Source organism: Burkholderia sp. 9779_493, from assembly GCF_015712215.1.
Lineage (GTDB): Bacteria > Pseudomonadota > Gammaproteobacteria > Burkholderiales > Burkholderiaceae > Burkholderia > Burkholderia cenocepacia.
In genome coordinates, this window is record NZ_JACCQA010000020.1 from 36927 (window position 1) to 50805 (window position 13879).

19 protein-coding genes are annotated in these 13879 nt (G+C 65.5%); 18 read left to right on the forward strand and 1 reads right to left on the reverse strand.

Going from position 1 to position 13879, the window contains the following annotated elements; genetic code table 11:
• Position 1 precedes the first annotated feature (1 nt).
• The 17 genes from H0X95_RS21215 to H0X95_RS21295 all read left to right on the forward strand — a co-directional run bounded on the left by H0X95_RS21215 (position 2) and on the right by H0X95_RS21295 (position 12749).
• On the forward strand, positions 2 to 1456 hold the full coding sequence (locus H0X95_RS21215) for a DUF2213 domain-containing protein (protein WP_196446220.1): 1455 nt from the start codon (positions 2 to 4) through the stop codon (positions 1454 to 1456).
• A 10-nt stretch (positions 1457 to 1466) separates the two neighbouring features.
• On the forward strand, positions 1467 to 1973 hold the full coding sequence (locus H0X95_RS21220; RefSeq protein WP_059602238.1) for a structural cement protein Gp24: 507 nt from the start codon (positions 1467 to 1469) through the stop codon (positions 1971 to 1973).
• 69 nt (positions 1974 to 2042) lie between these two features.
• Positions 2043 to 3143: a DUF2184 domain-containing protein gene (locus tag H0X95_RS21225; protein ID WP_196446186.1), complete on the forward strand. Its 1101-nt coding sequence runs from the start codon at positions 2043 to 2045 to the stop codon at positions 3141 to 3143.
• A 1-nt stretch (position 3144) separates the two neighbouring features.
• A complete protein-coding gene (locus H0X95_RS21230; RefSeq protein WP_196446187.1) occupies positions 3145 to 3621 on the forward strand; it encodes an STY1053 family phage-associated protein in 477 nt (158 codons plus the stop codon).
• Between the two features lie 63 nt (positions 3622 to 3684).
• Complete coding sequence (locus H0X95_RS21235; protein WP_077056335.1) at positions 3685 to 4065, forward strand: DUF4054 domain-containing protein; 381 nt, start codon at positions 3685 to 3687, stop codon at positions 4063 to 4065.
• Positions 4066 to 4094: 29 nt separating this feature from the next.
• Entirely contained in the window at positions 4095 to 4574 is a 480-nt protein-coding gene (locus tag H0X95_RS21240) for a hypothetical protein (RefSeq protein WP_196446188.1), read from the forward strand.
• A gap of 61 nt (positions 4575 to 4635) precedes the next feature.
• Complete coding sequence (locus H0X95_RS21245) at positions 4636 to 5007, forward strand: hypothetical protein (protein ID WP_196446189.1); 372 nt, start codon at positions 4636 to 4638, stop codon at positions 5005 to 5007.
• Between the two features lie 4 nt (positions 5008 to 5011).
• Positions 5012 to 5602, forward strand: coding sequence for a phage neck terminator protein (locus H0X95_RS21250; RefSeq protein ID WP_196446190.1), 591 nt, complete (start codon positions 5012 to 5014; stop codon positions 5600 to 5602).
• Between the two features lie 9 nt (positions 5603 to 5611).
• Positions 5612 to 7087, forward strand: coding sequence for a DUF3383 domain-containing protein (locus tag H0X95_RS21255; protein ID WP_196446191.1), 1476 nt, complete (start codon positions 5612 to 5614; stop codon positions 7085 to 7087).
• Between the two features lie 15 nt (positions 7088 to 7102).
• Positions 7103 to 7543 carry a phage protein gene (locus H0X95_RS21260; protein ID WP_196446192.1) on the forward strand — a complete coding sequence of 147 codons (441 nt, stop codon included), beginning with the start codon at positions 7103 to 7105 and terminating at the stop codon, positions 7541 to 7543.
• A gap of 137 nt (positions 7544 to 7680) precedes the next feature.
• Positions 7681 to 8040 (forward strand): HNH endonuclease signature motif containing protein, encoded by a 360-nt coding sequence (locus tag H0X95_RS21265; protein WP_230878255.1) that lies wholly within the window; start codon positions 7681 to 7683, stop codon positions 8038 to 8040.
• A gap of 8 nt (positions 8041 to 8048) precedes the next feature.
• Positions 8049 to 8612, forward strand: coding sequence for a phage tail assembly chaperone (locus tag H0X95_RS21270; RefSeq protein WP_196446194.1), 564 nt, complete (start codon positions 8049 to 8051; stop codon positions 8610 to 8612).
• A gap of 47 nt (positions 8613 to 8659) precedes the next feature.
• Positions 8660 to 8803 (forward strand): DUF6889 family protein, encoded by a 144-nt coding sequence (locus H0X95_RS21275; protein ID WP_164531129.1) that lies wholly within the window; start codon positions 8660 to 8662, stop codon positions 8801 to 8803.
• Entirely contained in the window at positions 8796 to 10895 is a 2100-nt protein-coding gene (locus tag H0X95_RS21280; RefSeq protein ID WP_196446195.1) for a mannosyl-glycoprotein endo-beta-N-acetylglucosamidase, read from the forward strand. The genes H0X95_RS21275 and H0X95_RS21280 overlap by 8 nt, the downstream gene beginning before the upstream one ends.
• Positions 10892 to 11467, forward strand: coding sequence for a phage baseplate protein (locus H0X95_RS21285; protein WP_196446196.1), 576 nt, complete (start codon positions 10892 to 10894; stop codon positions 11465 to 11467). Before H0X95_RS21280 ends, H0X95_RS21285 begins: the two co-directional genes overlap by 4 nt.
• Positions 11467 to 11784: a phage baseplate plug family protein gene (locus H0X95_RS21290; protein ID WP_034201702.1), complete on the forward strand. Its 318-nt coding sequence runs from the start codon at positions 11467 to 11469 to the stop codon at positions 11782 to 11784. The genes H0X95_RS21285 and H0X95_RS21290 overlap by 1 nt, the downstream gene beginning before the upstream one ends.
• A complete protein-coding gene (locus H0X95_RS21295) occupies positions 11781 to 12749 on the forward strand; it encodes a phage protein (protein ID WP_196446197.1) in 969 nt (322 codons plus the stop codon). The genes H0X95_RS21290 and H0X95_RS21295 overlap by 4 nt, the downstream gene beginning before the upstream one ends.
• Here H0X95_RS21295 and H0X95_RS21300 read toward each other — a convergent pair.
• Positions 12746 to 13123 (reverse strand): hypothetical protein, encoded by a 378-nt coding sequence (locus H0X95_RS21300; RefSeq protein ID WP_196446198.1) that lies wholly within the window; start codon positions 13121 to 13123, stop codon positions 12746 to 12748. The genes H0X95_RS21295 and H0X95_RS21300 overlap by 4 nt on opposite strands.
• 3 nt (positions 13124 to 13126) lie before the next feature.
• Between H0X95_RS21300 and H0X95_RS21305 the strand changes: the two genes are divergently transcribed.
• Positions 13127 to 13876: a Gp138 family membrane-puncturing spike protein gene (locus H0X95_RS21305; protein ID WP_196446199.1), complete on the forward strand. Its 750-nt coding sequence runs from the start codon at positions 13127 to 13129 to the stop codon at positions 13874 to 13876.
• Positions 13877 to 13879: the final 3 nt, after the last annotated feature.

Consider the following 13879-nt stretch of genomic DNA (forward strand, 5'->3'; position numbering starts at 1 on the left):
TATGCGCATTTTCACCACTGACCACGCGTGCACCTGCGGCTCGCATGCGCCGCGCGCCCGCGCACACACCCGCGACGGGATCACCGCATCGGGCATGTACGCGGCCGAGCAGCTCGGCGAGCGGCAGTCGATCACACCGGAAGGCTTCTTGCTCTGCGAGGCCGTGCCGATCGCGCGCGTCGGCGCGCAGGACTACGCCTACTTCGAACTGCCGGAGATCGAAGCGAAGGATGGCGTCATCGTCGCCGAGCGCACGGCCGACGTGCTGTTCAGCCCTGAGACGCTCGCCAGCTTCGAGGGCAAGCCGATCACGATCGACCATCCGCCGGACTTCGTGACGCCGGCGAACTACATGTCGGTGGCGCGCGGCACGGTCCGTAACGTGCGGCAAGGCGAAGGCGACCAGGCCGAGCTAATGCTCGCCGACTTGCTGATCACCGACGCGGAAGCGATCCGCCGCGTCCAGAGCAAGGGCGCGGACGCGCTCACGCAGGTCAGCAACGGCTACGACGCCGACTACGAACAGATTGCGCCTGGGCGGGCGCGACAGGTGGTGATCGTGGGCAACCACGTCGCCCTCGTGAAAAGCGCCCGCTGTGGCCCCGTGTGTTCGATCGGGGATAGCAGTTCCAACCTACTCCCGACAGGAGATGCAAGCATGGCAACCAAGAAAAGCTCCAAGTTCGTCGACGCGTTGCGCAAGGCGTTCATGACGCGCGATTCCGAAGCGTTCGAGAAGGTCGCGAGCGAGATGACTGGCGACGAAGGTGGCGAGGGTGGCGACGGCCAACCCCAGATTCACATCCACATGCCCGGCACCGGCACCGATCCGAAGGCGGGTGTCTCCGCGACTGGCGACGAAGGCGCGGGCGGCGGCGAAGGCGATCCGCTCAAGCAGGTGCTCGACGCGATCCAAGCCACCAACGGCAAGATCGATGCGCTGGCCGATCGCGTGACGAAGCTCGAAGGCGGCGGCACGCCGACCGGCGACGGCGATGACGACGATCTGGACGGCACCACCACGACGGACAACGACGGTGCCGGCGAAGGCGGCGACGACAAGACCGGCACGCGCACGGGCGACAGCACCGCGCTGCGCGACCAGTTTCAGGATGCGCTCTCGCGCGCCGAGATCCTCGCGCCGGGCGTGCGGCTGCCGACGTTCGATGCGAAGGCGGTCCGCAAGAAGACGGTCGACGCCATCTGCGTGCTGCGCCGCCGCGCGCTGCGCGCCGCGATGGACAACGAAAACGCCGAACTGGTGAAGTCGGTGGTCGGCGGCGCGAACGTCGCCAGCATGACCTGCGATTCCGTCGCGGCGTTCTTCAATGCCGCGTCGGAGCTCGTGCGCAGCAAGAATTCCGGTATGACGCAGCGCCGGACGAACGATTCCACTCAAACCGAGCGGAAAGACATCAACGAAATCCACGCGGAATTCTGGAAGGTCCGCAAGTAAAGGAGCCGACATGCCCTCGTATCAAGCCTATCAGTACCGCATGCCGGCGGGCTTCCCCGGCGACCTTCAGCGCGCCGAAGTCGCGACGATCGAGACGCAGCTGATTGACCCGACGGCACCGCCGACCGCGTTCGGCGTTCCCGTGAAAATGGTGAACGGCAAGATTCAGCCGATCAACAACGCCGCCGATACCGCGGCGTCGGTGTACGGCGTGAACCTCCGCGCGTACCCGATTCAGGGCAACGGCACGGATCCGCTCGGCACGTCTACGCCGCCGACGAGCGGCCCGACCGACATCCTGAAGCGCGGCTACTTCGACGCTGCGCTGGGCGGCACCGCGCCTGCCACGAAGAACGGTACGGTGTACGTGCGCGTCGCGGCAGCGGCCGCCGGCAAGCCGCTCGGTGGTTTCGAGGCGGCAGCCGACGGGACGAATACCGTCGCGATGCCGGCGAACTGGTACTTCACCGGCCCGGCCGACGCATACGGCATCGTCGAAATCGCCGTCAACATCTGATCCGGCGCTGAACAGCGCTTCACCCGAGGCCCCGCAATTGCGGGGCTTTTGCATTTTTGGAGCCATTACATGGACATGTCCGAACAGAAGCACCTGCGCCGGGCCGGGGCGTCGCTCGCGGCGGCCCCGATGTCGGCGGCCGTGGCGGACGCGACGCGCCGGCTGATTCGCGCGCGCACCGCCGACGGCATGATGACCTACGACAAGCAGACGATCGACTCGACCGGCGCATTCCTCGTCGGCCAACTCGAACGCCTCGACCAGACGCTCAACGAGCCGCTCGTCGAGTACACCTGGTCGCGCGACATCTACATCCGCAGCGACGTGTCCGCGGCCGACGAAGTCGCGTCGTTCACGAACTCGGCGTTCGGGATGAGCGGCGGTATCAACCCGAACGGTCTGAACTGGATCTCGAACGAGGGCAACGCGCTCGCGGGCCCGTCGGTCGACATCGGCAAGACCGCGCAACCGATGCTGCTCTGGGGTGCCGAGGTCAAGTACACGGTGCCCGAGCTCGTGAAGTCGCAGCAGCTCGGCATGCCCATCGACTCGCAGAAGGTCGAGGCGATGAACATGAAACGCAACATGGACCTGGACCAGATCGTCTACTACGGCGATCCGCAGATGAGCTTCACCGGCCTGGTGAACTCGATCAGCGCGGTTGGGAGCGTTTCGAACGTCGCGAACGGCGCGGCCGGTACGCCGCAGTGGAACACGAAGACGCCGGACGAAATCCTCAAGGACGTCAACGAGATTCTGACGTCGGCGTGGCAGGCGTCTGGCTGGAAGGTGAAGCCGAACCGCCTGATGCTGCCGCCGGCAACGCTCGGTGGCATCGCGTCGCGCCTGATCAGCACGGCCGGCAGCAAGTCGATCCTGACGTACCTGCTCGAGAACAATATCTGCACGCAGCAGGGCACGCCGCTCGAAATCCTCGAGCTGAAGTGGCTGATCGGCGCCGGCGCGGGCGGCACGCAGGGGCAGCTCAACACCGTCGACCGGATGGTCGCGTACAACAGCGACAAGAAGTATGTCCAGTTCCCGATGACGGACCTGCAACGCACGCCGCTCGAGTACCGCTCGCTGTTCCAGATCACGACCTACTGGTCGCGTATCGGCCGCGTCGAGTGGCGCTACGGCACGACGGCCGCTTACCGGGACGGGATCTGACATGGCGAAGATGGCGAAGATCAATGTTCTGACGGCGTTCACGATCCGGCTGCTCCACGAGGGCGAGGAGGTCGTCCGCCGCGTCGAGGCCGGTGTGCAGGAGGTCGAAGACTTCATCGCCGAGCACTGGTACGCGAAGGCGCACACGGGCCCGCTGCCGGAGAAATCCGGCGATGTGGGTGACCCGCAAGGCGGCCCGACCGATCAGGCTGCGGCGCTCGCCGCGTCGAAGTCCGATCTCCAGGCCGAGTCGGACCGCCTCGAAAAGCTGCGCACCGAGCTCGATACGTTCGGCAAGGGGCTGGACGACCGCGCGGCCGCGCTCGACACGCGCGAAGCTGCGGTCGCGGCGAGCGAGCAGGATCTCGCCGCGCGGGTCGCGGCCTTCGAAGCAGCCCAGAAGGACGCCGCGGCGGCTGCGAAGGATGGCGCAGCCGACGGCGCGGCGCAGAAATCCAGCAGTGGGAAGAAGGCATAATGGCCTCCCGGCGCCGCGCCGTGAAGGCGCGCGCCGGGCATCCGCTCATTGGCAAGGTGACACGTGGATATCGCCCAGTTCCGACAATCGTTCCCCGAGTTCGACGCAGCCACCTATCCGGATCCCCTCGTCCAGTTCTGGATGACCGTGGCGGTGTCGCTCGTCAATGCTGACCGGTGGCGCGAGCTGACCGATCTGGGTATCGCGCTGGTCACGGCGCACCATCTCGCGCTCGCGCTGAAGGACCAGAAGACGGCCGCAGTCGGCGGCGTGCCCGGGCAGGTGACCGGCCCGCAGTCGTCGAAGGCTGTTGACAAGGTCAGCGCCAGCTACAACACCGACGCCGTTGCCATCAAGGACGGTGGCTTCTGGAACGCCACGATGTACGGCGTTCGCTATCTCAGCCTCGCGCTGATGATGGGCTCGGGCGGCATTCAGCTGTAGCGCCGCCGCTGCCCGTCGGGAGAAATCCAATGGGCAGTATGAAAATCGATCGCCTCGACGAGGTGCTGAAGTCGATCAGCGGGCTGGTACAGAAGGAGGTGCTGGTCGGTGTGCCGGACAGCACCGCCGGCCGCAAGGACGAGGGCGAGCCGCTCAGCAACGCCGAGATCGGCTACATCATGGAAAACGGCTCGCCGGCGAACAACATCCCGGCGCGGCCGCACTTGGTGCCGGGTGTGCAGGACGCGCGGCCGAAGTTCGAGCCGCAACTCCAGAAGGGCGTCGAAGCGGCGCTCGACGGCGATCTCGAACAGGTCGAACGCCGGCTGAACATGGCCGGCATCGCGGCGAAAAACTCTGTGCGCGCGAAGGTCAACAGCAATATCGCTCCTGAACTGGCCGAATCGACGCTGGCCGCGCGCCGGCGCCGCGGCGTCACGCGCGAGAACACGCTTGTCGACACCGGCCAGTATCGCAACGCGATCACGTACGTGGTTCGCAAGAAGTAGTTTCCAGTCTCCCAGCTCCGAGGGCCGCCATGCGCGGCCCTTTTTCGTTGGTGCGCTCGCTATGGCCTTCCTCGACGTAACTGAGGTCTTGCTCGATCCGGATTTCATGGACACGGGCCTGATCTGCAACCGCATGACGCAGACGATCGACGGCCACGGCCGGGCGCAGAACACCGCCGCATCGACGCCATTCGCCGCTGTCGTGACGAGCGACAAGGGCGACATCCTGCATCGCAACGCGGACGGTAGCCGAATCATCGGCTCGATCACGCTGCACACGATGTTCCGCCTGATGGACGGCAGCGCCGGCCACGACGCCGACGAAGTCGTGTGGGCCGGCCGTACCTACACGGTCGTGAACGTGAACGACTACTCGCACTTCGGCCGCGGCTTCGTCTGCGCGACGTGCGATCTGAAGCCTCTCTCGGGATGACCCCATGAACGACAGCTCGACCGGTGGATACCTGGCGCCAGCCGTCGATGCGCCGCCGGCCGAAGACGATGCCCTCGACGATCTGGTCCACGACCTGGTCGCGGGCGTCACGGCTCTGCCTCCGGACCTTGTACGGCCGCGCTGGCAGCCGACCGTGCCGAAGCAGCCTGAACCGTCCATCGACTGGTGCGCGTTCGGCGTCCAGGAGCAGGAGCCGGACGCGGGCCCCGCGATCCAGCACGACGGTACCGGAGAGGGGCACGACACGTACATCCGGCACCAGGACATCGACGTCATGTGCACGTTTTACGGGCCGCGCGCGAAGGGATACGCGCAGCGGCTCGCCGACGGGCTCGCGATCCCACAGAACCGCGAGCAGCTCCAACTCCAGGACATGGCGTTCGTCGGCGTCGGCGCGATTCGCGCGGCACCCGACCTGGTCAACCAGCAGTGGGTGCGGCGCTACGACATGACCGTGACGCTGCGCCGCAAGATTACCCGGACCTACGCGGTCCTCAACCTCAAATCGGCCACCGTGGCGACGACGACCGACTCGTCGACGCCAGTGGCCGGCGTTTCGAACATCCACTCCTAGGGGACCAGCATGTCCAACGGATTGCCGGTATCGCGTCTGATCAACGTGTCGATCAACCTGGCAGCGCTCGCGGCGCAGGGCGCCGATGTGAATACACAGCTCATCATCGGAGCCTCGTCGTTTATCGACACGAACGAGCGGCTTCGGTCATACGGGAGCATCGCCGAGGTCGCAGCAGACGCTGGTGTTAACTCGCCGGAGTACGCCGCGGCGGCTTTTGCGTTCAACCAGGTTCCGCAACCGCAACGAGTCTGCATCGGCCGATGGGCGAAGACGGCGACGGCCGGCTCGCTGCGCGGCGGGGTGCTGTCGGCAGCGCAGCAGGACATCACCCTGTGGGATGCAGTCACGGCCGGCGCATTCAGCATCACGATTGATGGCGCAGCGAAGTCCGTCAGCGGCCTCGACTTCTCTGCACAGACGAACCTCAACGGCGTCGCCAGCGTGATCAACGCGAAGCTGACGGGTGCGACAATCGCCTGGACCGGTTCGCAGTTCATCGTGACGTCGAACACGACCGGCACGAACTCGAAGGTCGGCTATGCCACGGCTCCGGGCAGCGGCACCGACATCTCGGCGATGCTCGGCCTGACGAGCAGCCTTGCTGGCGTGCCGGCGGACGGCATTGCCCCGGAGCAGCCGGTCGACGCGGCCGCGCTGTTCCTCGATCGCTTCGCGAATCAGTTCCTCGGCCTCGACTTCGCTGACGCGTCGATCACCGACGCGCAGCACATCGCGGTCGCGAACCTCATCGAAGCCGACCAGCGGCACATCTATGGCATCACGACGCAGAACCCGCAGGTGCTGGACTCGACCGTGTCGACCGACATCGCGAGCAAGCTGCAGGCACTGAAGCTGAAGTACACCATCGTGCAGTACTCGAGCGCGACGCCGTATGCGGTGTCGTCGCTGCTCGGCCGACTGCTGACGGTGAACTTCAACGGCAACAACACGACGATCACGCTCATGTTCAAGCAGGAGCCGAGCGTCGCCGCCGAACAGCTGACCAGCACCCAAGCGAACACGCTGCAGGCGAAGAACTGCAATGTCTTCGTCAACTACAGCAACGACACGTCGATCATCCAATACGGCGTGACGCCGAGCGGCCTGTTCGCCGACTCGGTCTACAACGCGATCTGGTTCCGCAACCGCATCGAGACGGACGTCTACAACCTGCTGTACCAGAGCCCGACGAAGATTCCGCAGACCGACGGCGGCAACGCGCAGATCGCGGCGACGATCTCCGCGGCCTGCGAGGCGGCGGTGAACAACGGGTATCTGGCGCCGGGGGTCTGGAATTCGGCCGGCTTCGGCGCACTGAATCAGGGCGACACGTTGGCCCAGGGCTACTACATCTATGCGCCGCCGATCGCGACGCAGTCGCAGGCCGATCGCGAGGCGCGCAAGTCGGTCACGTTCCAGGTCGCGGCGAAGGAAGCCGGCGCGATCCACAGCGTCGACATCCTCGTCAACGTCAACCGCTAACAGGGGCATCTCAACATGACGACTTACAGCTTTCAGGACGTCGCGTCGACGATCGTCGGCCCGGGCGGCGCGTTCTCGCTCGGCTACGGCGAAGCGACTGCGGAAGAAGGCATCACGATCGTGCGCGCGGGCGACAAGAACACGATGACGATCGGCTCGGACGGCGAAGGCATGCACAGCTTGCATGCCGACAAGTCCGGGCAGGTCACGCTGCGCTACCTGAAGACCGCGCCGATCAACGCGAAGCTGATGGCGCTCTACGACGCGCAGTCGCTCGACAGCCGCCTGTGGGGCAAGAACCTGATCGAGGTTCGGCAGACGGCCGCCGGTGACGTGCTGACCGCGCGCAGCTGCGCGTTCAAGAAGGCTCCGGATCTGAAGTACGCGAAGGACGGCGACATTGTGGAATGGCAGTTTGATTGCATCAAAATCGACAATATCTTGGGCACCTATTAATGGATACATTGACTCAAGATCGACTCCATCAGGTGCTTTCATACGATCCAGTCACCGGCGCTTTTGTTTGGCTGCAATCTACATCGAATCGAGCGCCTACCGGGGCAATAGCAGGAACAATGCAACCGAATGGGTATTTGCGCATCACCATTGATGGCATTCGCATGTATGCGCACCGTCTCGCATGGTTCTATGTGTACGGGGAATGGCCATCCGGCGACATCGATCATATTGATGGTGTTCGCACGAATAATGCGATCAACAATCTGCGCGACGTGCCGCGCGGCGTCAACATGCAAAACCAACGGCGCGCACGATCGAACAATCGGACGTCTGGATTGCTCGGCGTCACGTGGCACGCGCGCCGGTATCGATGGTGTGCGCAAATTCAAGTCGATGGAAAGCGCAAGGGCATCGGGTATTTCGACGACGCCGAAACTGCTCATCAGGCATATCTCGACGCAAAGCGCAAGCTGCATGCAGGATGCTCAATCTGAGAAATCAAATGACGACCGAAATCCAACTCAACGGCGTGCGGTACGCGATCGGCAAGCTGAGCGCGATGCAGCAGTTCCACGTATCTCGACGCATCGCACCGATCATCCCGCCGATGATCCCGGTGCTGATGAAGTTCTATGCCGAGCTCGAGCAGGCCGACGTTGCGCGCGAGCAGGCGCGCGCGAATGCAGCGCTCGCAGCGCTCGCCGAAGGCGCAGGCGAAACGGCGACGCCGGGCGCGGAAGCGCCGGCACCTGCGGCCGACCGCTCGCGGGATCTGCTGTCGATGGTCGACGCGATCGCGCCGGTGCTGCAGCCGTTTGCTGATGCGCTGGCCGGTCTGAAGGACGAGGACGCGGAATACGTCTTCGGCACGTGCCTGTCCGTTGTCGAGCGCTGGCAGGGGGCGGGTTGGGCGAAGGTCTGGAACTTCACCCACAAAACGTCGATGTTCGACGACATCGGCATAGACGTGATGCTGCCGCTCGTCGTGCGCGTCGTGGTGGCGAACCTCGGCCCTTTTATCAGCGGGCTGCTTACCAGCCAAGCGAGCAGCCCGGCGGCGACGTAGGCTGGATCCGCACGCTGCCCGGCGGAGAGGATTGGCTGCTCGCGCCCGTGCACGCGCAGATGTGCCGGTACGAGTCGCTTCTCGACGGAACGCTCAGCCTGGCCGACGTCGCGCTCATGAACGATTCACTCGCCGTCCGGGCGGACAACGAAGCGGCGTACCGCCGCAAGATGGAAAGAGAAAATGGCTGATTCGGTCGTCATCCGCGAGTTCCTGGTCGCGCTCGGCTTCAAGGTCGACGAGAAGGGCCTGAAGAACTTCAAGGAAGGCGTCGAAGGCACGACGAAGGGCGTCAAGCAGCTGATCGCCACGGTGTCCGGCGCGGCGCTCACGGTGAGCGCGGGCGTCGCTGCATTCGCGTCGAAGCTCGAGCGCCTGTATTTCGTGTCGCAGCGCACCGGCGCGTCGGCGACCAACTTGCGCGGCTTCGAGTTCGCCGCGCGCAACATGGGCGTCTCGGCGGAGGCGGCCACTGGCACGATCGAGAACCTTGCGCGCTTCCTGCGCAACAACCCGGCGGGCGAGGGCTATCTCGCGACGCTCGGCGTGCAGACGCGGAACGCAAACGGCGAGCTGCGCGACACGGTCGACATCATGTCTGACCTCGGGAAGTCGCTCGCGAACAAGCCGACCTGGCTTGCCAGTCAGTACGGCAACATTCTCGGCATCGACGAGAACCTGATGCTCGCGATGCGCAACGGGGACTTCGAGAAGCTCCTCGCGCAGTACCGCGAGATGTCGAAGTCGACTGGCCTGGACAAGGCGGCCGACGACTCGCACCGCTTCATGACGCAGCTGCGCGGACTCGGCACGTCGTTCGAGAACCTCGGCATCCGCGTCGAGGGCGCGATGCTGCAGAAGATCGGGCCGCAGCTCGAACGGTTCCAGCGTTGGATGGATGAGCACGGCGACGAGATCGCGAACCGGATCACGGACATCGCCAACGCGGTCGTGAAGGCGGCCGCGGCGATGGGGCCGCCGCTGGCGTGGCTTGCGGAAAAGTTCGTCGAGCTCGATCGGGGCACGGACGGCTGGTCCACGAAAATCTTGCTGCTTGGTGTAGCACTGAATGCCCTCGGCGTGTTTCGCATCGCTGGCGGCATCTGGAAGATGGTCGCGGCACTGCGCGCGGCCGGCGCGGCCACGACTGCCGCATCCGCAGCGGGTGGCGGATTGCTTTCCGTGCTCGGCAGCCTCGCGACGGCTGTGGCCGCCGTCGGAGCTGCGTTTGCGGGTTGGAGGATCGGCGACGCGCTGCGCGACAAGGTCGACGGCTTGATCACGCAATTGTCTGGCGGAAAGTACCGCTCGCTCTGGGACGTGCTGACCGGTAAGGATCGGCGCGGTTTGGAAGCGACCGGCGGCTACACGCAGGAGGAAATCGACAGTGTGAAGGATGGGGGCGGCGCGAAGCTGACGCCTGAGCGGGCCGAACAGTCGCGGCCTCCCGCGCTGCCCTCAACGGTTGCCCCGGAGCCCAACCCGGTGCGGTATGACGAAAAGGTGCCGGTACCGGCGCCGCTGGCTTCAAATGCGCAGAACCCGGCGCCGCGGATCGAGCGCGTTGCTGCTCGGGACGACAGCAGCCTCGCCGGCCGTCTCGGCCAGCTTGCGGATACGGCGTTCGGAAAGCTGATCGCGCGCGGAGAAGGCGATTACAACAGCGTGAACCGCGGCGCGCGCGGCGGCTACCGTGCCGGCACTGAGAACCTCGAAGGCATGACGCTGGCGCAGGTCATGGCCGCGCAGCGCGCGGGACAGTTCAACGCGGCGGGCCGATACCAGATCATCGGCAGCACACTGGCCGAGGCTGCGCGCGGGTTGAAGCTGAACGGGTCCGAGATGTTCGACCGGAAGCTGCAGGACCGGATCTTCGAGCAGTACCTCGTGCGCAACAAGCGCCGTGCGATCGCCGAGTACGTCGAAGGGCGTAGCGACGACCTGCGCGGCGCTCTGCGCGCGGCGTCGCGCGAGTGGGCGAGCGTCGCAGACCCGGATACCGGTCGCAGCTACTACGCTGGCAAGGGCAACAACCGTGCGAGCATCACAGCCGCTGAGATGGCGGCCGCGCTGCGAAATACTCGCGCAACTTACCAGCCGCCGGCCGCGCTGGTCGCGCAACCGGCAGCGCGCGCCGGCGCGGCGAAGGTCGAGCTGCACCAGTCCACGCAGATCCATGTGACCGGCGCTAGCGATCCGTCGGCGGCCGGTCGCGCGGTCGAGCGCGAGCAGCGCGCGGTGAATGCAGATATGGTGCGCAATCTACAGGGGGTGATCTCGTGATCCTCGACATGATCATGATCTCGCCGAAGAAGATCGGCAGCATCACGGTGCAGGTCGCGATCGAAGAGGTCTACAACGACGAGCTGACGATCACCGAGCACCCGGTCGAGAAGGGCGCGGAGATCACCGATCACGCGTTTAAGCGGCAGCCGGACCTTGCGATGCGCTGCGGCTGGAGCAACGCCGACTACGAAGCGCTGCTCGGCGCGGCGGAGGCGACGTTCGACGGCGGCGGCCTGCCGTCGGCGCAGTACATCAACGCTATCTACTCGCAGTTGCTGGCGCTGCAGCAGGCGCGCACGCCGTTCGACGTCACCACGAGCCGCCGCACCTACCAGAACATGCTTATGCAGGGGCTGCGGCTCACGGTGGACGCGAAGACGTCGAGCGCGCTGATCCTGACGGCGACGCTCAAGCAGATCCGCATCGTGTCGACGCAGGTGACGAAGCTGCCGCCGCGCGAGAATCAGGCCGACCCGGCATCGACGGCCGAGACCGGCAACGGTGGTACGAAGGCCGCCATGCCGGCGACGCCAGCGCCGGGCGGCGCGGTACCGCCGGGGAGTATGTGATGCCGAGCTTCTTCGAGATTCCGTTTTCGCCGCGCCCCGAGCGCTTCACGGTCACGCTTAGCGGGACCGACTACCGTCTGACCGTCCAGTACCGCAAGGCCGGCGGCGCGGGGTGGGTGCTCGACGTCGCGGACGCGCAGGACAACCCGCTGGTGTCCGGCCTCCCGTTGGTGACCGGCATCGACCTGCTTGGCCAGTACAAGCACCTGGGGTTCCAAGGGCGGCTATGGGTGCAGGGCGCCGCTGATCCGGACGACGTTCCGACGTACGAGGATCTCGGCATTGGATCGCACGTTTTCTGGGTGACGGATCAATGAGCATTCAGCAGTTCGGCCGGAAGGTATCGCTGGTCATCGGCTTCGATAGCGGCGATTCGCTCGATCTGTCCGAGCTGCGTATCGTGTTCCGCGTGCAGCGGGGCGACCTGCAGACGCCGAACTCGGCGCGGATCCGGGTCTACAACGTGTCCGCGACGACGGCGCGGCGCGCGCAGAAGGAATTCACGCGCGTCGTCCTGCAGGCCGGCTACGAGGGCAACTACGGGATCATCTTCGACGGGCAGATCAAGCAGGTGCGGCGCGGGCGCGAGAGCCAGACCGATACGTTCCTCGACATCACCGCGGCGGACGGCGACTCGGCGTACAACTTCGCCGTGGTCAACACGACGCTATCGGCCGGCTCGGTGGCGAGCGACCACGTGTCCGTCGCGACGGCGGCCATGGGCTCGTATGGCGTGTCGCTTGGCTACATGCCGGAGGTGACATCGAACCCCCTGCCGCGCGGCAAGGTGATGTTCGGGATGGCGCGCGATTTTCTGCGCGGTATCGCGAAGACTACCCAGACAGTCTGGAGCATCCAGGATGGGAAAGTCGTGCTGGTGCCGGAGACCGCGTACATGCCGGGCGAGATCCCCGTGATCACTTCAGCGACTGGCATGGTCGGCCTGCCGCAGCAGACAGCGAACGGCATCGAGGTGAAGATGCTGCTGAACCCGAGCGTGAAGATCGGGCGGCTGATTTGGCTCGACAACGCGAGCATCCAGCAATACGAGTACAGCCTGAATGTCGGCCAGCAGGCCGAAAACGAGCGGATCGAGATGCAGGCGAAGCTGCAGGACGATGGCTTCTATTACGTGATGCTCGCGGAGGTGAGCGGCGATACGCGCGGCGAAGAGTGGTACACGAGCGTGATCTGTCTCGCGGCCGACGTCACCGTGCTGCCCGACTCATTTAAGGACAAGGCGGCGGTGCCGTCCGCCGACGTGATCAAGCGGTTCGGTTAGTGGCCGTACGTCGGCAGTGCCTTGATGGTCATCGTCGTGCTTTCGCCGTTGCGCTTCACGTCGGCGCGCGCAAGCACGTTGAGCGGCATCGACTTCGTCGGCATCTTCGGCACGATGATCACGGCGTCGCCGTCGATCGTCTCGCCCCAGCAGCCGATGTCCCACACGCCGCGGTATGACTCGTATCGCCGCATGTTCTTCGCGTTCGCGAGCGGCAGGTCGCACTTCTTCGTCGTGTACAGGATGGTCGGGAATTCGTTCTCGACCGTCGCGCCGACTTTCATGCCGGCGAACGGGTACACATAGGCATCGTCAGCGACGGCGGTGAGCGGCGCGAGCAGCGCGGCGATCAACAGCAGCTTCTTCATTTTCATCCCATGGATCGACGTGAAAGGGTAGGCGACCCGGAGGTCGCCTTGCGTGAAGCGTTCGACGGCGTGCGAGCGGGCATCTGGACAGCATTGCCCGGCATCATCCAGTCGTTCGAAAGCGCCGCCGACCGGCCGCCGACGTGCAGCGTGCAGCCGGCGATCAAGGCGCAGGTGCGCGGCATCGACGGCACGATCCAGAGCGTCGCGCTGCCGCTGCTGGTCGACTGCCCAGTCCAATTCCCAGCTGGCGGAAATTGTACGTTGACGTTCCCGGTGGCGCCGGGCGACGAGTGCCTCGTCGTGTTCGCCTCGCGCTGCATCGACGCCTGGTGGCAGTCGGGCGGCGTGCAGGAGCAAGCCGAGCTGCGTATGCACGACCTGTCGGACGGGTTCGTGCTGCTCGGCTTTCGATCGCGGCCGCGCGCGCTCTCCGGTGTCAGCGGCACGTCGACGCAGCTGCGCAGCGACGACGGCGCGACGTACATCGACCTGAACCCGACGCTGCAGAAGGTCAAGATCGTCGCGCCGGGCGGTTTCGACGTCGTCGCGCCGCTGTCGACGTTCTCGGCGGCCGTGACGATCACCGGGCTGCTGACGTTCGTCGGTGGGATGGTCGGCAGCGCGGCGAGCGGTGCCGCCGCGGTGTTCAACGGCATCCTCAACGTGGTCGGCCAGATCACGGCGAACGGCAAACGCGTCGACGACACGCATACGCACCCGGATGCGCAGGGCGGCAACACAGGCCCAGTCAACTGAGAT